The following is an 18,217-nucleotide window of genomic DNA, read 5'->3' as shown; positions in this document are numbered from 1 at the left end:
TCGTCCTCCACCGCCCGTCCCTCGAACCGCCCCGAACCACGACCCACCTTACGTCGCCGGTCCGACATTCGCCCACTTCAGGGCAATAACCGTTGGGGCACAAGGGAAACGCGAGGGCGGGCGACCGCGCTGGGGTCGCCCGCCCGCTCGCTCAGAGCTGCTGCTTGATCAGGTCCACGTAGGAGGAGACACGGGCGTAGACACCCGGCTTGCCCGCGAGGGCGCAGCCTTCGCCCCACGAGACGACGCCGATGAGCTTGCCGCCCGCGACCAGCGGACCGCCGGAGTCCGCCTGGCAGCTGTCCTTGCCGCCGTTGGGGTAACCGGCGCAGACCATCGCGGCCTTCCTGTAGTCCGTCCCGTAGGCCGTCGAGCAGGTCTGGTCCGAGGTGACCGGCACGTCGACCTGGTTCAGCGTGTCGGAGTAGGTCCCGCTGCCGGTGGTGTCACCCCAGCCCAGGGTCTTCGCCATGGTGCCCTCGGCGTACAGGCCCGAGTCCGCCGCGGTGGCCAGCGGCAGCGTCTTGTACGGCAGGTTCTGGTCCAGCGTCATCACGGCGACGTCGTCGCCCTGGGTGACGCTGCGGTAGTTCGGGTGCTGCCAGATCTTGGTGACCTTGGCCAGCACGCCCTCGCCGGTGCGCAGATCGGTGCGCCCGGCGGCGATCTGCCAAGTGCTCGGCGCCTTGCCGACAGTGCAGTGCGCCGCGGTGACGACCTTGTTCGGCGCGACCAGCGTGCCGCCGCACCACTGGGTGCCGTTGTAGATCAGCGCGACCGTCCACGGGTACTGCTGCGTGGTGGCCGGACTGCCACCGACGATCATCGGCGAGACATCACCGGACGGCTTGGCCGGTGCGGCGGCGGCGGTTCCGGTCGCCGTGGCGGCGACACCGAGCGCGGCGGCGACACCGAAGACCTTGACCAGGGTGCGCAGGGTGCTCACTGGTCACTCCCTTCCTCGTGCCCTCGAACGAGGTCCGGCCACAGGCGGGCCGGTGAGGAAAGGCAACTGCAGAAAGGGTTCTCCGGACAACCGACGCCGGAAGGGCGACCGATCGGAGCAGGAACGAGGACCGAACGACGCAGCGGCGCAGGGGTTTTGCCGCCGTCAAGGGACATCAGCGAATCCGGGTGGACTGTTGATTCCACAGTGGACTGCGCGAGAAACTCCTTGCTGGACCTATGAAACCAGATGGTGTACGAGCGCCGCGAGAGCAGCCGCAGAATTCGACCCGGTTTCGGCCGTGTACACCACGACGCGCTGCCCCTCGTCGTCCGGGAGCAGCATCAGCTCGTCGGTCAACGTCAAGCGCCCCACCACCGGATGGTCGTACTCCCGGGCGTTGAACGCGCAGTTGCGCACCGGGTACTCCGACCACAGTGCGACGAAGTCCTCACTGAGCGCGGTCAACTCGTCGACGAGCGCGGCGATGCCCGGGTCGTCCGGGTAGGCCCCGGCCACCATTCGCAGGTGTGCCACGGCATCCCGCTTCTTCCGCTCGTAGTCGACGTAGAGGCGGCGGGTGTGCTGGTCGAGAAAAACCAACCGCGCCAGGTTCACGTCCTGTGGTGCCGCGAAGTCCCGGTGCGGAGCGAGCAGCGCGTGCGCGAGCCGGTTCCACGCGAGCACGTCGGTGCGCCGCCCCATCACCAACGCGGGGACGTCCTTCATGGACTCGATCATCAAGCGCACGCTCGGCCGCAGCCGCTCGGGCTCGGCGGGCCCCGCCCCCCGCGCCAAGCGGTAGAGGTGCGCCCGCTCGTCGGCGCTCAGCCGCAGCACCCTGGCCACCGCGTCCAGCACGGAGTCAGAGGCATTGCGGACGCGCCCCTGTTCCAGCCGCGTGTAGTACGGCACGCTGATCCCCGCCAACCGCGCCAGTTCCTCCCGCCGCAGCCCCGGCACCCGCCGCCTGCCGCCGTAGTCGGGCACCCCCGCGTCCGCCGGGCTGATCCGAGCGCGGCACGCCCGCAGGAACTCCCCCAGCTCCATATCCTGACCCTCTCAGTGTCCTGGCTAACCCCGGCGCTCCCGGTGAGGCTTCCTCCCATGAGAATCATCGTCGTCGGCGCCACCGGAATCCTCGGCTCCACCGTCTCCGCGCGGCTGGAAGACCTCGGCCACGAGGTGGTCCGCACCTCCCGCTCCAGCGAGGTTCAGGTGGACCTCGCTGATCCCAGCACTCTCGACAAGCTGTTCGCCACCGTGTCCGACGTGGACGCCGTGGTGTGCACGGCGGCTCATGCGCCGCTGAAGCCGTTGCTCGATCTGACCGATGCGGATTTCCGACAGGTGAAGCTGGACGGGCAGCTGGCCTTGTTCCATCGGGCTGTGCGGGCTTTGAACGACGGCGGTCGCATCGTGTTGACCGCTGGACGGTTCGAAGGGCCGATGTGCCGGGGAGCGGTGGGGGCGATGGTCAATGCGGCCTTGGAGTCCTTTGTGGAGAATGCTCGGGCGGAGCTGCCTCGGGGAATCGATGCGACTGTGGTCAGTCCGGGGTGGGTTTCGGAGACCTTGGCGTTGCTCGGACGCTCTGGGGGGACTTCGGCTGGCGTGGTTGCGCAGTCTTATGTGGAGTTCGTGGTTTCTGGGGGCGGGTGAGTTCGTGGCTGGGTTTCCAGCTTGCGTCGGTGCCAGCGTGGGGGTCGGCTTGACCTGGGGCCCCTTGCGCGTGCCCTTGGGCCTCCCGGGGGCACGGGATGAAACCCCGGCCCTCGCGACAAGCGTATGGCACGCGCACCCCAGGTAAAGCCGACCCCATTTTCCAGCCCGCCCTCACCTTTTCGCTGGGGTTGCGTTTTCGAGCTTTTGGGCGCCTGGCAATTCACCCTGTAGAGCCATGATCCACTATTATTCTGCGATAGAATAGGGACATGTTCCCTGTAGATCCCGACCACTATTTGAGGGTCATGTTCACCGCGATGGGGAAAGCCTCGGCGGACTTCGCGGTCGCGTTGATCGACTACGTGTCTCGGCTGGAGTTGTGTGATCGTGAGTTCGCCGAAGAAATCCTCATGCGACTACTCGCCATCTCCAAGACCAAAGCCGCCTGCCTCCTTCAACGCGCAGAAGACCTCACCGGTCGGCCTGTGGTGTTGCGGGCGCTGGCCGAAGGCCGCGTCGACGAGGGCAAAGCGTTGATGATCGTCGACCTGCTCTCCACACTCACTGCGGTGCACGCCGCGATCGCCGAGCAGGACTTCCTCGCCTTCGCCGAAACGCACAACTACACCTCGACACGTCGGCATGCGGTGCGGTTCATCACCAAGCTCGACCCCAAGGCTGCCGAGCGTCGCCATAAGGAGAAGCGCAAGGCCAGGTTGGTGGAGAAGATCCCCCTTGACGACGGCATGTGCCTGCTGCGGATGTTCTTCCCCGCCCTGCAAGCCTCGTTGATCTACGACCGGATCGACCGCATCGCCAGAGCCCTACCGAAAGATCACCGGACCTTGGATCAGAAGCGGGCCGATGTCACCATGGACTTGTTGATGGGCAAGGAAACCGGCGCACCCCAAGGCCAGGTCACCGTCTACTTGACCATGCCCATGGGCTCCTTCCTCGGCCTCGACAACGAACCCGCCATCCTGCACGGATACGGACCGTTGCCCGCCAAGATCGCCCGCGATGTCGCTGCGGGAGGGATCTGGAAACGCATCCTCACCGACCCCGCCACCGGGATCGCCGAAGACGTCACCACCTACCGGCCCTCAGCCAAACAGCGGGAGTTGATCCACGCCCGCTACCCCACCTGCACCGCGATTGGCTGCAACAGGCCCGCACACCGCTGCGACCTCGATCACTGCTGCCCCTTCGACGGCACCAACACCACCATCGACAACCTCCGCCCGAAGTGCCGCAGGCACCACCGGATGAAGCACGAATCCAACTGGAGCTGCGAGAACCTGCCGGACGGTCGGCACGTGTGGACGACACCGAACGGGAAGACCGCCGAAACCGAAGCCGAGCCGATCGCCGAACCGGCGCCGTTCTAGACCCGGATCAGCTCCCGGGCGGGCGCCGACCGGAACGGAGCCAACAACGTGGGCGCGATGTGCCTGCGGTTGCGCACCAATGCGGCCAGGGCGATGGCGCCGTACACCGCACACAAGGCGTACCGGGCCTCCTGGCCGGGCAACGCGAACTGGAGGGCGAACAGGGCGAGCAGGGTCCAGGCGGCCCAGCGCGGGAAGCGCAGCGCTAGCAGCGCGGAGACGCCGAGCAGGGTCTGGGTGGCGGTCAGCAGGAACTCCTCGACCTGCCGCGCGTCCAGGACGAGGGTGCCGGAACCGCCGCCGACGAGGTAAGCCAGCGGCAGGCTGCCGACCAACAGGGTCCACTGGTTGACCTTGCTGGAGATCAGGGTGCCGATCGCGGCGGAACCGTTGCCGCGCAAGGCGAACAGGATCGCGACGATGAACTCGGGGGCCTCGGAGGCCAGGGGGGCCAGCCACTGGACGAGCAGGAAGCGGTCCACGCCGAGCTGGGTGCCGGTGTCGATCAGGGCGTGCGCGAAAGGCTCGGCGCAGAGCAGGATCACCACGGCTGCGAAGGCGAACAAGCCCGCGACGAGGGGGCGGCGGGTGCGGGACGGCAAGGCGCCGATGACCGAGGCGGGGCCGACGAGGGCGGGCTCCTCGGCCTCGGCGCGGGAGACCTTCCAGAGGTAGAAACCGAAGAAACCGAGCAGCGCCAAGCCGAAGACGAGCGTGATCTGACCGCTCACCGGCACCACGAACGCCACGACGGAGGCGATCGCGAGGAAACCCAGCTCGGTGCGGTGACCGGGGTCGAGGACGAGTTCGCGCACCGTGCGGCCGGACCGGCGGGATGCGACGGCGAGCGAGACCAGCACCACGGTGGACCAGCCGAGGCCGAGCAGGAGCCGGTTGGAGCCGGTCATGTTCGCGGCGGCGTAGGCGACGAACTCGGGGTTCTGCCCTGCGGTGTAAGCGAAGTAGAGGTCGACGACATATTCCGGCAGCACGGCGATGAGCGCGAGCAGGGCGATCGCCAAACCGCCGGAGATGTCCACCTGCGCCGCCTCGGCCGCCCACGCGAGCACGAACGACGCGGCCACGACGGCGGCGCCGAACAGCAGCAACGCCAGCCACGGGACCACCCCGGCGCCGGAGAACCGGAGCGCGAGGGCGGGGGTGGCGAGGGCGCAGCAGAGGGACAGCGGGCGGAACAGGACCATCACGGCGTCGACGTTCGCACACACTTCGACACTTTCGCAATCACCAAAATGTCGGCGTGTCTAGCCCCTGGTTGGGTCGCGGGGAACAATGAATCTCGTCATGCCGAAAAATTCCGAGCCGACGCCGGTCCAGCTCAGCGCCGCCGCCGCCACCTTCGCGTTGTTGTCCAGCCCGCCGCGGCTGCACCTGGTCTGGCTGTGCGCCCAGGGCACCTACGACGTGGGCACGCTCGCCCAGCGCGTCGGCGTGAGCATCCCCACCGTCAGCCAGCACCTGACCAAGCTGCGGCTGGCGGGGGTGGTGACCGCCCGCCGAGAGGGGCGGCACCACTTCTACGCGGTGGACGACCCGCACGTGCTGACGCTGCTCGACCAGATCTTCGAGCACATCGCGCCGGACGGGTCGCTCGCACCGGACCCACCGTCGCGCTAACGCCGCCGAGTCGCCAGGTGGGTCACCGCGGGGCGCTCCACGAACCTGTGCAGCAGCCAGGCCGCACCGAGCGACACCGGAATGACGACCAGCAGGATCAAGGCCGTGGCGGCCGGAATGCCGAACTTCGCTCCGGGTGTGAAGACGAACTGGCACAAGTACATGATCACCACGTAGTGGATCATGTAGAGCGCGAACGAGCGGTCCCCGAGGTAGATCATCGCCGGACGCCGGAGGAACGAGGGGACACCGCGGACGTCACGCGAGGCGACCTCACCGACGATCAGCGCGACCGGAAGCGCGAAGTACGGGCCGAAGGCGAACACCGGCGGCAGGACCGCCAGGGTCCCGATCGCCAGGAACGGCAGCGGGAGGACGAGGCCCATGTGCAGCGGTCGCCACAAACCCTCGGCGAGGATGCGCGCGAGCACCATGCCGAGCACGAACTCCGGCAGGCGGGCAGCGGGCAGGAAGTAGGCCAGCCAGATCTGCGAGCCCGGAACGGGGATGGTGGGGAGGAAGTCGGGTCCGTGCAGCAGCGTCGCCAGCGCCGGAACGGACAGGCCGACGAGCACGGCCACCCAGGCGGTCAGCCACAGCCTGCGCACCGGAATCCCGCGGACGAGCGGGAGCAGGACCGGGAAGAGCAGGTAGAAGAAGAACTCACAGGCCAGCGACCACGCCAACGGGTTCGGGCCGAGCAGGAACTCGTTCGTGGGAACCCAGTTCTGCACCAGGAACAGGCTCGCCAGCACGGCGAGCGGGTTGTACTCGTCGCCCGGGGAAACCAGGTTCACGTGGATGCCGTAGCCGATGACCAGTGCCGTCCCCAGCGCCCAGGCCACCGCGTGGTTGGAGAAGATCCGGACGAACCGGCGGCGCCAGAACTGCCTCGCGGTGTCGGCGGGCCGGGCCGACCAGGTCAGGACCAGGCCGGAGAGCACGAAGAAGAGGGTGACCGACGAGGTGGCCAGCGGGACCAGGGCGCTGGTGCCCTTCTGGACCGCGGCGTCGGCGTAGAGACCGGGCAGGAAGAAGGCGTGGGCCACGAGCACCAGTCCGGCGGCGAAGATCCGGATACCGGTGAGGGATGGCAGCCGGGCGTGCCCTGTCGTCTCGGCGTTTCCTGGTTGCCGCACAATGGCTTCGTCGCCATCTCGAATGTCCACGTGGTCCTCCGGTATCAGATTCACGGGCGCCGCTTTTCGCCCCCGGGCGAAGGAATGGCCGTGAGAAGTGATCTTCTCCCCGGGAAGAACCACCGCAAAGGGGGAGCTGGATTTCGTGCCCCAGGCCGTAAGTTCACCGGCACCTCGACGTAAACCCGCCACCCGATGGAGATCGTCGTGCACTACCTCAACTTCACGATCGACTCGTCGGAAGCGTGGTCGGAGCTGGCCGACAGCTTCGTTCCGATGCGCCACCGCTACCGCGACCCGGAGACCTGGTACTCGGCGCTGACCGCTCAGGAGAGCTCGGCCTACGCCCTGGTCCACTGGGACCAGCGCGGTGACCGCGTCAGCCTCCGCACGCCGTCGCTGGTCCGCCAGTCCCCCGGCGACGAGCACTACTGGATCATGCTGCCCCTGTTCGGGTCGTACTCGGCGTGGCGCGGCGACGAGCAACGCCGCGCCACCCCGGGCAGCGCCCTGATCAACCGGTTCGACCAGATCTCCCAGATCCGCATCCCGGAGTCCCGGTCCTACGCGTTCCGGGTGCCGAGGGCGGAGTTCGACCACCGCCTCGCCCCGGCCGCGCCGGTCCACACCCAGCTGGACATGACCACCGGGCTGGGCCGGGTCACCGCGAACCTGATCGACAGCGTCCACGAGCAGGCCGAGGCCCTCACCGATCGCGAGTTCAACGCGCTCTGCGACCGCGCGGCCGAACTGCTGTGCATGCTCGCGCTCGGCGACATGGGGCCCCAGCGGACCCATCGCGTCGAGGCCGCGGCGGCGATCCGGCGCTACGTCCGCGACCGCGTGGGCGAGAGCGATCTGTGCCTCCCGGCGGTCGCCCGCGCCCTGGGCTGGTCGCCCCGGCAGATCCGGCTGATCCTGCACGAGGAGGGCATCACCTTCCGCGACCTCCGCCAGGACGAGTCGCTGCGGGCGGCCAGGGACCTGCTCGCCACCGGCGAGGTCGAGATCGGCGAGGTGGCCGCGAGAACCGGCTTCACCCCGACCTGGTTCTCCGCGGCCTTCAAAGCCCGTTTCGGTGAGACACCAAGGGAATTCCGCAAGCGCAGACTCGCGGAGTGATCAGTCGGCGAAGGACTGCCCGCGCGCGGCCAGCTCCTCGCCGAGGATGCGGATGGACTTCGGGCCGATGCCGTGGATGCGCAGCAACTCCTCGGGGCTCACCCGGCACAGCTGGTCGTAGGTGGTGTAGCCGTTGAGCTCCAGCTCGCGGTTGGCCACCTTGCCGATCGTGCGGGGGAACTCCGTCATGTGCCCACCAGCTCCGCGAAGAGGTCCAGGACGCGGCGCACCGCGGGGCGGGCCGCGCTCGCCCTGGCCACCTCGATGACCTCGCGGTCCGCGTCGGTGATCTTGCCGATCGGCTTGGCCAGCACCTCGAACAGCCCGGCGGGCGGCATCCCGCAGAACCAGACCAGCCCGGAGCTCGTGCCCAGCGCGAGGTGCTCGCCGTCCGCCGAGGTGGCCAGGGTGCAGCCGGAGAGCTCGAAGCCCTCCGCGTGGGTCAGCGTCTCCAGGTCGAAGAGCACGAGCCGCACCGGGCTGCCGACCCGCGTGCTCATCGCCGCGAGCAGGCCGCGCGCGGGCACCACCCGCAGGTCCACCAGCGGGCTGCCCAGCTCCGGCGGGACCTTCGCCCTGGTGCCGCGGACCAGTTGCTCGCCGTCGCGGGTCCACCGGGACAGGTGGCCGTCGCCGTCCATGGTGAGCAGCGTGTCGGCGTCGACGAACGCGGTCTCGCGGACCCAGCCCGGCTCCTTCGCGGTCGCCAGCAGCCGCGCGTCGGCGTCCAGCAGCGCCAGCTCCGCGCCGCCGAGCGCGAACCGGCCCGTTCCACTGTGGACGGACAGGGAGGCGGGGCGGAACCGGTCGCCCTCGGGGACCGCGCGGCGGACCTCACCGTCCACTCCGGACCCGACGAGCAGTTCGCCGCCACCGGTGACGGCCACGAAACCGCTGAGGGAGCGGGCGAGCGCCTCGATCGAGCCCTCGTGCTTGGTCAGGATCTCGCGCTCCGCCCCGATGTGCCTGGCGAGCACGGAGCCCTCGGCGCCCATGTTCTCCGCGGTGATCACCGCGTGCCCGAGGTGCAGCACGTGGGCGAAGCCCGCCTCCACCGTGTGCATGGACAGCTCGTTGCCGGAGGCGACCTCCAGCTCGATGATCGAGCCCTGCTCCTTCTGCCTGCCGTAGCGCGGATCCCAGGTGGGCGCGTGGAATCCGGCCGTCGCCGCGATCCTGGTGGCGTCGGGCGAGAGCGAGACGCTGTGCACCACCGAACTGCCGACGCGGTAGCTCAGCGCCCAGTGCTCCGGCGAACCCTGGAGCTCGTGCACGACCTGGAGCGTCTCGATCTCGGCCAGCTGGGCGAACAGTCCCGGGTCGGTCTCCGGGCGCCAGTCCCGCGCCAGGTGCACCAGCTCCACCGCCTGGCACAGCGGCCGGGTTCTGGCGAACTCCCAGAGCCGTTGCGGGTCGTCGTTGTCGGCGAAGGCGAGGCCGATCTGCATGACCTGCTCGTCGGTCAGCTTCGCGCGCGCGAGGACCGTCCCTTGTGGATCCAGCTCGCGGTAGGCGTCGATCTGGTCCGCCCGCAACAGGTACAGCGCGCATTCCAGTGGCTTCTCCGGCTGGAGCCCGTGCCGCACCAGGAACTCGACCCGGCGCGGGTGGCCGATCGCCGCCTCGCACAACCGACCCGTCAGCGACGGCGTGGACAGGATGCGCCGCCGCGCGATCCGGCCGATGGCGCGTTCGGCGTGCAGCGCGGCGTCCAGCAGCTCCCCTGGGTCCACGTCGGCGCCGAGCGCGATGGAGGACAGCGGCGGGACGCGCCGGGGGTCGGGCTTGACGGGGTTGTGCAGCAACGCGTTGAGCACCTGCTCGTGCTCGCTGAGCGCCCACAGCGCGTAGAGCTGGTCACCGGTGGCGGCGGTGCACGCCTCGACGACACCGGCGCGCACGTCCTCGTCCTCGTCCTCGAACAGCTCGACCAGTTCCACCCCGCTGCGCCACTCGTCGAGCAGCTGCCCGTGCAGGGCCGCGGTGATCAGTCGGGGCTTGCCGTCGGTGGCCAGCGCGCGCAGCTGGCGCACCACCTTGCGCAGCGAGGACTCCCGGGTGGCGACCCAGCGGTCGGCGACGAGCTCCCCCGCCCACGCCTGGTACGGGTGGCGCTCGTCGCGGGCGATGGCGATCAGCGCGTCCAGCGCGCTCGGGTAGCGCTCCTCGGCGGCGCCGACGAGCTGGACCCACGCCGGGTACCCGCGATCGCGCCAGCGGCTCTTCGACCGTCTGACCAGCTTCGCGGCTTCCCTGCTGTCCATATGGGCCAGAGTCTAGGCACGCGCCCTACGCTCTCCCAGCATTCGCGCGCCAAGTGAGACCAAGTTAGGCCGATCCGGCGGCAAGGGTTGACCGGAGCAGCTCGCGGTGGGCGCGGTCGTGCGCCTCGTCCAGCCCGGCCCGCCGCAGCAGCGCCAGGCTGCGCCGCAACGGCTCCAGCGCGGCCGTGTGCATGCTCTGGTCGGCCAGCAGCTGCCCGCTGCTCAGCGTGGCCAGGCCCGCGCCCCTGGAGTCACCCAGCTCCAGGAAGATCTCTAGAGCGGCGTCGATGCTGCGCTTGGCCTCGCGGTGCCTGCCGAGGCCGCGCTCGTTCTCGCCGATCGCGAACAGCGTGTACGCCTCGCCGCTGGGGTGGCCGATCTCGCGGATGCGGCGCAGCCCGCCGCGCAGCTGGACCAGCGCCGACTCGAACGCGCCGCGCCTGGTGTCCAGCAATGCCAACGTGTGCATGAGGTTCACCTCGTTGAGCGGCTGGCCGAGCTCGGTGACGATGCGCAGCGCTCGGTCGATCGACTCGCGCGCCGCCGCGTGGTCGGCGTCGAAGAACAGCATCGCCTTGATCTTCAGCGTCTGGGCGACGGCGTGCCGGTTCCCGGTCGCGGTGAACGTCTCCAGCGCGCGCTCGACGCGGTCCCGGCCCCGCTCGTTCTCCTTGCGGAGGCAGTGGCAGAAGGCCAGGCCGACCTCCGCGCAGGCCGCCTCGTGCTCGTCGCCCAGCTCGCGCGCGGTGGCCAACGCCGCGCGGAAGGACTCCGCCGCCTCGGCGATCCGGCCGCGCTCGGACCACATGTCGCCGAGCGAGCGGTCGGCGAGCATGCGCAGCTCCGGCACGTCCGCGGTGGCGTCGCGGACCGCGCGTTGCATCCGTTCCCACTCCTGCCCGCCGCCGGTGAGGTGCCAGAACGCGTCGAGCCGCCCGGCGAGCCGGGACGCGCGCTCCAGTTCACCGCGCTCCAGCGCGATGCCCACGGCGTCGGTCAGGTTGCGCTTCTCGGTGCTGAACCACTCGGCCGCGCAGCTCTGGCCCGGTCGCCGCTCCAGGCTCGCCCCGGCGCGCGGGATCAGGCAGGAGGCGGGCACCGTCGCGGCCCGGTCCTCGACCCGTTCGAGCCAGCCGTCGACCACCCGGCGCAGCGCGGCGGCCCGGTCGGCTTCGGGTTCTTCCGCGGCTTCTTCGGCCGCACAGAGCCACAACAGGTCGTGCAGCTGGTAGCGGAGCTGGCCCTCACTGTCCACTGTGGAGGCACAGAGCAGCTGAGCGTCCACAAGGGACTCAAGCGCGCGTTCCGCCTCCCGCTCGGGCTCGTCGAGCAGCGCCGCGAGCACCCACGCGGGCTGTTCGCGCCCCGGCAGCAGCCCGAGCAGCCGGAAGGCCGCGCGCGGGCGCTCGCTGAGCCCGGTGAGGCTCAGCCGCACGCTGGCCCGCACGTCGAGGTCGCCGATCGCCAGCTCGTCCAGCCGGCCGCGCTCGTCGTCGAGCCGATCGGCGAGCAGTCGCAACGGCCACATGGGACGCGCGGCGAGCCGGGCCCCGGCGATGCGCACCGCCAGCGGCAGGCGCCCGGTGCGCTCGATGATCCGGTCCGCCGCTTCCGGTTCGGCGGCCACGCGGTCCGGGCCGATGATGCGCGCCAGCAACTTCCCGGCCTCCGCCGCCGACAGCACGTCGAGGTCGACCAGCCGCACCCCGGGCAGCTCCGCCAGCCGCGCCCGCCCGGTCACCAACACTGCGGTGCCCGGTGTCGCGGGCAGCAGCGGCCGCACCTGCGCCGCGTCGGCCGCGTCGTCGAGCACGATCAAGATCTTGCGGTCCGCTAGGCGCTCCCGGTAGAGCGCGGCGCGTTCGTCAAGTCCGTCCGGCACAACGGTTCCCGCGCCGCCGAGGGAGCGAAGCAGCTCGCCGAGGGCGTCGTAGGCGGTGCGCGGGCGGGTGGCCGCCCCGGACAGCGACACGTGCAGCTGACCGTCCGAAAAGGACGATCGGAGGAGGTGGGCGGTGCGCAGCGCGAGCGCGCTCTTGCCGACGCCCGCCGGGCCGGAGATCGCCACCAGCGGCAGGCCGGGCCCGGTCAGCAGATCGGTCAGCGCGGCGACCAGGTCGGCGCGGCCGGTGAAGTCGGTGGTGTCCGCTGGCAGCTGCCTCGGCACCCGGCGCAGCGCCGCCGAGTTGCCCTCCTTGGCGAGAACCTGCTGGTAGGCGGCTTGCAACTCGACGCTGGGCTCGACTCCCAACTCCACCGCGAGCATCCGCCGGGCGTCGTCGTAGGTCTGCAGCGCCTCGGTCTGCCTGCCCGCCCCGGACAGCGCGGTGATCAGCAACGCCCGCAGGCGTTCGCGCAGCGGGTACCGGGCGACCCAGGCGCGCAACTCCCCCGCCAGCTCCCCGTGCTCGCCCAGGGCCAGCCGCGCCCGCGCCAGCTCTTCGACGGCGAGCGCGTGCAGATCGTTGAGCTCCGTCAGCAGCGGCTCCGCCCCCGGGCCGAGCCGGACGTCCTCGCACGGTTCGCCGCGCCAGAGCTCCAGGGCGGATCGGACCCGTTCGACTGCCTCTTCGGGCTGCCCCGCGGATTCGGCGAGGCGAACGCGAAATTCCTGCGCGTCGATCGATTCGGCCGGGGCCGTGAGCTGGTAGCCGCCGCGGTGGGCGAGCAGGCGCACGTCCGGATCGACCTCGATGATCTTGCGGAGGGCGGCCACGTACCCGCGCAGGTTCGGTCCGGCGGAGGCGGGCGGCTCGTCGTCCCAGACGCTTTCGGCCAGGCGCCGCACGGAAACCGGCTGGTTGGCGCTGAGCGCGAGGGTCGCCAGCAGCCGGAGCTGGCGCGGCCCGCCCGCGGCGACGGCCCGACCGCCGACGCGCACTTGGACCGATCCGAGCAGCCGGATCTCCACTGGCCTGTTCCCCACACCACCGATGTACCGCATTTGTGCGCCGCCTGTGCGGTCGATCCCAAAACTCTTTCCTGGCTTCGAACAACTCGGGGGTGCAAGACATGACGACGTCCTACTGGCAACGGTCCGCGCTGCCCGCCACGGCCGAGGTCGTGGTCGTCGGCGGCGGGCTGCTCGGCGTCGCCTGCGCGTACTGGCTGGCCCGGCAAGGTGCCCGCCCCGTGCTCGTCGAGGCGGGCGAGCTGGCCGCCGGCGCGACCGGCCGCAACAGCGGCATGGTCGTGCAGGCGACGGCGGAGTCCTACCCGGAGGCGGTGCGGCGCCTCGGTGGGCCCGCGGCCAAGGAGGTGTGCGCCGACGCGGGCGAGGGAATGCGGCTCGTCGCCCAGGTCGTCGCGGAGGAGGAGATCTCCTGCGACCACCGCGAGACCGGTCACCTCCAGTTCGCGCTCGTCGCCGACCAGCACAAGGAGTTCGTCGCGGCGCTGAACGAGGACGGCTTCGACGGGCGGGTGCTCGACCGTTCGGAAGTCGCCGACCTCGTGCGCACCCGGCTCGCCGACGACGTGTGCGGCGGCATGCTGCTGCCGGGCGCGCTCGTGCACTCGGTGCGGCTCGTGCGCGGCCTGGCGGAGGCGGCGGTGCGGCACGGCGCGTCGCTGTTCCCCCACTGCGCGGTGACCTCGGTCGGCGAGCGCGGGGTCGAGACCGCGCAGGGTTCGATCACGGCCGACGCGGTCATCGTGGCGACGAACGCGTGGTCCGGCGGGCTGCTGCCGGAACTGCGCGGTCTGTTGAGGCCGGTGCAGGGCCAGATGCTCGCGACCGAGCCGCTGCCGCCGATCTGCTCGTCCGGCATGTCCGCGCAGATCACGCCCAACGGGGAGTACTGGCAGCAGACCCCGGACGGGCGCGTTGTGCTCGGCGGTTGCCGCGGCGCCGGAGCGATGGACCGCATGGACGCGCTGGCCGGAGTGCCAGAAGACGCCGTGCACGAGGCGCTGCTGGGCGTGCTGCCGCGGTTGTTCCCCGACATCGGGCCGATCCGCGCGACCGACTCGTGGGTGGGGCCGATGGCGTTCACCGCCGACCTGGTCCCGGTGGCGTCGCGGGTGCGGGAGCGGGTCTGGGCGGTCGGCGGGTTCTCCGGGCACGGCATGCCGTTCGGGCTGAGCCTGGGCCGGATGCTCGCGTCCGCGGTGACCTCGGGCTCGGCCCTGTCGCCGACGTACGCGCACGAACGGCTGGCGGTGTGATGGACACCGAAACCGTCGATCTCGTCGGCATCGGCGCGGGCCCGGCGAACCTGAGCCTGGCCGCGCTGCTGCACCCCGTCGGCGGGCTGCGGGCGCGGTTCCTGGAGCGGCGGCCCGAGCTGAGCTGGCACCCCGGTCTGCTGCTGCCCGGCGCGCGCATGCAGGTCAGCTTCCTCAAGGACCTGGTCACCCCGGTCGACCCCACGAACCCGTACTCGTTCCTGTCGTTCCTGGTCGAGCACGGCAGGCTGTACCGCTTCCTGTCCGCCGGGTTCACCCGCGTCAGCCGCGCCGAGTTCACCCAGTACCTGGCGTGGGCGGCTGCCCGGCTGCCAGCGGTGGAGTTCGGCAGCGAGGTCTGCTCCGTCGAACACCGCGACGGCCAGTTCGTGGTCAGCACGACCACGGGGCAGCTCCTGGCGAAGGACCTGGTGGTGGGAACGGGAGCGGTGCCCCACGTCCCGGACTTCGCGCGTGGTCGCACCGGCCCGACGCTGTTCCACAGCAGCGACTACCTGACCTACCGTCCCGCACCGGGCAAGCGCGTCGCGGTGATCGGCGGCGGGCAGTCCGGTGCCGAGGTGGTGCTCGACCTGCTCACCTCGTCCGCGCCGGACCGTCTACTGTGGACGACTCGGCGATCCAACTTCCTGCCGCTGGACGAGACCCCGTTCACCGAGGAGATCTACACGCCGCAGTACGTGCGGCGGTTCTTCGGGTTGCCCGCCGGGACCCGTCAGTCCCTTGTGGACGAAAACCGGCTCAGCAGCGACGGCATCTCCTCAGAGCTGCTCGACCGGCTCTACCACCGCCTCTACGAGCTGGACTTCCTCGCGGAGGCGAACCCTGCACGGCTGTCACCCGGCACGACCCCGGTCGGCCTCGACCGGCACGGCGACGCGTGGCGGATCACCGTGCGCGAGGACCGCACGGGCGAGCTCACCGACTTCACCGCCGATGCCGTGGTGCTCGCGACCGGCTACACCCAGCGGCTGCCGTCCTGCCTCAACCCGGTGCTCGACCGGCTGTCCATTGTGGATGGACAACCCGTCGTCGGGGTGGATTTCGCGATGGAGCTCCAGGACGCCGGGCGGTCCAGGGTGTTCGTGCAGAACGGCGCGCGGCACTCCCACGGCCTGGCCGACCCCAATCTCAGCCTCACCGCGTGGCGAGCCGCGACCATCGTGAACAGCTTGCTGCGCAAGGAAGTCTACCGGCTCGACCCCGAGGAGGGCGTACTTCGATGAGCCCGCGCCTGAGCTTCGTCAACCACGACACCCCGGCAGGACTGGCGTGGGACGAGGTGACCCTGCCCGCCGCGCCCTTCAAGACCGCGGTGCTGCGCGTCGACCCCGGGCACACCACGCCCGTCGACTCCCACGCAGTCCACGAGATCTGGCTCGTGGTGCGGGGAACCGGCGAGCTGACCTACGACGGCTCGCCGCTGCGGCTGTCCAAGGACGACGCGGTCTACCTGGAGCCGCCGAAGACCCACGAGGTGCACAACGACGGCACCGAACCGCTCGTGGTGCACTCGATCTGGTGGGAGCCGACCGCGTGAACCTGTTGATGCCGGTCCCGGCGACCGCGAACGGACGGCTGCACCTGGGGCACATCGGCGGCCCGATGTTGCGGATGGACGTGCTCGCACGGCATCTGCGCCGCTGTGGTGAACAGGTCCGGATGGTGTCCGCGACCGATCCGCACGACTCGTTCGTGCTGCTGCGCGCGCTCCAGGAGGACCGCTCGCCGGAAGAGGTCGTCGAGTACTGGCACGAGTTGATCGGGCGGGACCTCCGCGCGGTGGGCATCGACCTCGACTGCTTCGCGAACCTGCTGACCGAGCCGTGGGCGACGCGCAACGCGGAGATCATCAAGCAGCTGATGGACGACCTCGTCGCGGAGGGCCTGGCGGAGGTGGTCCGCGAGAAGTTCCTGTACTGCCCGGCGAGTGATCGGTGGATCGTCGGCGTCTGGCTGCTCGGGTCCTGCCCGACGTGCGGTGCCGGGTGCGCGAGCTACTTCTGCGAGGAATGCGGCACGCACTACCGCCCGGAGATGCTCGCCGACGCCCGTTCGCGCTTCGGCCTCGACGAGGGCCCGGTTGAGTGGCGCGAGCTGCCATGCCTGTACCTGCGGTTGCCGAACACCGAAGAGCTGACCCGGCGCATGGTCGAGATGGGTGTGCCGCAGGAGTTCCGCGACATCGTGCTGCGCCACATCGCCACCCAGGGTCCGTTGCTGCGGCTGACCGTGCCGGGCACGTGGGGCGTGCCGTACGAGGTCCCCGGCAGCCCGGTCCCGCAGGTGACGTTCACCTATTCCGTTGGCGTGCTGGCGTTCTGGCTGCTGAGCGCGGAGATGGCGGGCATCGAGCCGGGTTCCGAGTCGCGGTCGGTCGCCAGTTTCGGCATCGACAACTCGCTGCCGTTCCTGCTCGGCGGCCTCGGCATGGGGCTCGCGCTGAGCACGGTCCGGCCGCTGGATCACGTGCTGCTCAACCACTTCCACACGTTGGAGGGCTCGAAGTTCTCCACCAGCCGCGGCCACGTGATCTGGGCCGAGGACATGGCGGATGAGGCCGGTTCGGACGCCGTCCGGGCCTACCTCGTCGAGGTCAACCCCGCGCGCGGCACCACCGACTTCGCCCGCGCGGAGTTCTGGTCCTATGTGGACGACGTGCTGATCGGCCAGTGGCAGGCGGCAGTGCACCGGGCGTGGTCCGGCCCGGCGGGCGAGGCCGATCCGCTGCCGCTGCTCGAAGTCCAGTCACGGGCCATCGACCCCGCGCACCAGGACCTGGTTCCCGCGCTGGCCGCCGTCCACGAGTGGGTGCACGCCGCCACGCCCACCCTGGCCTGGCTCAAGGGTTTCGCCCTGCTGGCCTACCCGTTCACGCCCGCGTTCGCCACGTCCGTCTGGCAGGCCATCGGCGGATCGGGCACACCGTCCACATTGGACTTCACCGTCCGGGCGCCGTCCGCCGCGCCGCCCCTGATCACCTTCGCCAGGAGCCACTGATGCGCTACGCCATCAACCTGCCCCTCTTCGAGGAGTACGCCAACCCCCGCCTGATCGCCTCCCTCGCCCAGGACGCCGAGCGGGCGGGCTGGGACGGGTTCTTCGTGTGCGACCACCTCGTCTCCGACCTGGTCAACCCGCCGCCCATCGGCGACCCCTGGATCACCCTGGCCGCCGTGGCCGCCGCGACCGAGCGGATGCGCATCGGCCCCATCGTCACCCCGCTCGCCCGTCGCCGTCCGTGGAAGGTCGCCAGGGAGACGGTCGCGCTGGACCACCTGTCCGGCGGTCGCCTCACCCTCGGCGTGGGCCTCGGCTTCCCCCCGGAGCTGGAGTTCGCCAAGTTCGGCGAGGACCCCTCCGGCCGCGTCCGGGCCGCCAAGCTCGACGAGGCGCTGGAGATCGTCACCGGCCTGTGGTCCGGCCAGCCGTTCTCCCATTCCGGCGAGCAGTTCCAGGTCTCGGAGATCACCTTCCGGCCGACCCCCTTGCAGTTCCCCAGGATTCCGATCTGGGTGGCGGGCGTGTGGCCGCGCCCGCGCCCGTTCGCCCGCGCCGCGAGGTGGGACGGTGTGGTGCCGATGGGCGATGGTCTCGGCTACCACGAGATGATGTCCGTGGACAGCACCCGCGAGGTGATCGCGGCCATCCAGCGCCAGCGCACCAGCGACACCGCGTTCGACGTCGTGCACTGGGGCAGCACCCCGGACGGCAAGACCGCCGTCATGGACGACTACGCCGAGGCCGGTGTCACCTGGTGGATGGAGACCCTGGCGCCGTGGTCCTACGGCTGGGCCGACGAGGGCCCATGGCCCATCGAGGCGATGAACGAGCGCATCCGCATGGGCCCGCGCCCCTGAGTCACCT

Annotated in this window: 16 protein-coding genes; 9 read left to right on the top strand and 7 right to left on the bottom strand. The window is 70.5% G+C overall.

Going from position 1 to position 18,217, the window contains the following annotated elements; translation table 11 throughout:
* Positions 1-151 precede the first annotated feature (151 nt).
* Positions 152-946 carry a S1 family peptidase gene (locus NLX83_RS34345; protein ID WP_254239418.1) on the bottom strand — a complete coding sequence of 265 codons (795 nt, stop codon included), beginning with the start codon at positions 944-946 and terminating at the stop codon, positions 152-154.
* Between the two features lie 237 nt (positions 947-1,183).
* Positions 1,184-1,996: a helix-turn-helix domain-containing protein gene (locus NLX83_RS34340; protein WP_254239417.1), complete on the bottom strand. Its 813-nt coding sequence runs from the start codon at positions 1,994-1,996 to the stop codon at positions 1,184-1,186.
* A 57-nt stretch (positions 1,997-2,053) separates the two neighbouring features.
* Here NLX83_RS34340 and NLX83_RS34335 point away from each other — a divergent pair, with 57 nt between their 5' ends.
* Positions 2,054-2,608 carry an SDR family oxidoreductase gene (locus NLX83_RS34335; protein WP_254239416.1) on the top strand — a complete coding sequence of 185 codons (555 nt, stop codon included), beginning with the start codon at positions 2,054-2,056 and terminating at the stop codon, positions 2,606-2,608.
* 272 nt (positions 2,609-2,880) lie between these two features.
* Positions 2,881-3,999 carry an HNH endonuclease signature motif containing protein gene (locus NLX83_RS34330; protein WP_254239415.1) on the top strand — a complete coding sequence of 373 codons (1,119 nt, stop codon included), beginning with the start codon at positions 2,881-2,883 and terminating at the stop codon, positions 3,997-3,999.
* Here NLX83_RS34330 and NLX83_RS34325 read toward each other — a convergent pair.
* Positions 3,996-5,228, bottom strand: coding sequence for a sodium:proton exchanger (locus NLX83_RS34325; protein ID WP_254239414.1), 1,233 nt, complete (start codon positions 5,226-5,228; stop codon positions 3,996-3,998). The genes NLX83_RS34330 and NLX83_RS34325 overlap by 4 nt on opposite strands.
* 76 nt (positions 5,229-5,304) lie before the next feature.
* Between NLX83_RS34325 and NLX83_RS34320 the strand changes: the two genes are divergently transcribed.
* Positions 5,305-5,637 carry an ArsR/SmtB family transcription factor gene (locus tag NLX83_RS34320; RefSeq protein WP_254239413.1) on the top strand — a complete coding sequence of 111 codons (333 nt, stop codon included), beginning with the start codon at positions 5,305-5,307 and terminating at the stop codon, positions 5,635-5,637.
* Here NLX83_RS34320 and NLX83_RS34315 read toward each other — a convergent pair.
* Positions 5,634-6,806: an acyltransferase family protein gene (locus tag NLX83_RS34315; RefSeq protein ID WP_254239412.1), complete on the bottom strand. Its 1,173-nt coding sequence runs from the start codon at positions 6,804-6,806 to the stop codon at positions 5,634-5,636. The two genes, NLX83_RS34320 and NLX83_RS34315, sit on opposite strands and share 4 nt — an antisense overlap.
* 165 nt (positions 6,807-6,971) lie before the next feature.
* Between NLX83_RS34315 and NLX83_RS34310 the strand changes: the two genes are divergently transcribed.
* Positions 6,972-7,898: a helix-turn-helix transcriptional regulator gene (locus NLX83_RS34310; RefSeq protein ID WP_254239411.1), complete on the top strand. Its 927-nt coding sequence runs from the start codon at positions 6,972-6,974 to the stop codon at positions 7,896-7,898.
* On the opposite strand, the gene NLX83_RS34305 is transcribed toward NLX83_RS34310, so the two are convergent.
* The 3 genes from NLX83_RS34305 to NLX83_RS34295 all read right to left on the bottom strand — a co-directional run bounded on the left by NLX83_RS34305 (position 7,899) and on the right by NLX83_RS34295 (position 13,088).
* A complete protein-coding gene (locus NLX83_RS34305) occupies positions 7,899-8,087 on the bottom strand; it encodes a hypothetical protein (RefSeq protein ID WP_254239410.1) in 189 nt (62 codons plus the stop codon).
* Positions 8,084-10,162: a hypothetical protein gene (locus NLX83_RS34300; RefSeq protein WP_254239409.1), complete on the bottom strand. Its 2,079-nt coding sequence runs from the start codon at positions 10,160-10,162 to the stop codon at positions 8,084-8,086. The genes NLX83_RS34305 and NLX83_RS34300 overlap by 4 nt, the downstream gene beginning before the upstream one ends.
* A gap of 64 nt (positions 10,163-10,226) precedes the next feature.
* On the bottom strand, positions 10,227-13,088 hold the full coding sequence (locus NLX83_RS34295; RefSeq protein ID WP_254239408.1) for an AfsR/SARP family transcriptional regulator: 2,862 nt from the start codon (positions 13,086-13,088) through the stop codon (positions 10,227-10,229).
* An 86-nt stretch (positions 13,089-13,174) separates the two neighbouring features.
* Here NLX83_RS34295 and NLX83_RS34290 point away from each other — a divergent pair, with 86 nt between their 5' ends.
* The 5 genes from NLX83_RS34290 to NLX83_RS34270 are packed head-to-tail and all read left to right on the top strand — an operon-like array spanning position 13,175 to position 18,210.
* Entirely contained in the window at positions 13,175-14,329 is a 1,155-nt protein-coding gene (locus NLX83_RS34290; RefSeq protein WP_254239407.1) for an NAD(P)/FAD-dependent oxidoreductase, read from the top strand.
* A complete protein-coding gene (locus NLX83_RS34285; protein ID WP_254239406.1) occupies positions 14,329-15,576 on the top strand; it encodes a lysine N(6)-hydroxylase/L-ornithine N(5)-oxygenase family protein in 1,248 nt (415 codons plus the stop codon). Before NLX83_RS34290 ends, NLX83_RS34285 begins: the two co-directional genes overlap by 1 nt.
* Entirely contained in the window at positions 15,573-15,890 is a 318-nt protein-coding gene (locus NLX83_RS34280) for a cupin domain-containing protein (protein WP_254239405.1), read from the top strand. The genes NLX83_RS34285 and NLX83_RS34280 overlap by 4 nt, the downstream gene beginning before the upstream one ends.
* Complete coding sequence (locus NLX83_RS34275) at positions 15,872-17,350, top strand: class I tRNA ligase family protein (protein ID WP_254239404.1); 1,479 nt, start codon at positions 15,872-15,874, stop codon at positions 17,348-17,350. The genes NLX83_RS34280 and NLX83_RS34275 overlap by 19 nt, the downstream gene beginning before the upstream one ends.
* A complete protein-coding gene (locus NLX83_RS34270; protein WP_254239403.1) occupies positions 17,350-18,210 on the top strand; it encodes an LLM class flavin-dependent oxidoreductase in 861 nt (286 codons plus the stop codon). Before NLX83_RS34275 ends, NLX83_RS34270 begins: the two co-directional genes overlap by 1 nt.
* Positions 18,211-18,217 lie beyond the last annotated feature (7 nt).

Origin of the sequence: Allokutzneria sp. A3M-2-11 16, assembly GCF_024213555.1 — a bacterium.
Lineage (GTDB): Bacteria > Actinomycetota > Actinomycetes > Mycobacteriales > Pseudonocardiaceae > Allokutzneria.
The sequence above is the reverse complement of the archived record's forward strand: the minus strand, read 5'-3'. Positions and strand labels throughout refer to the sequence as shown.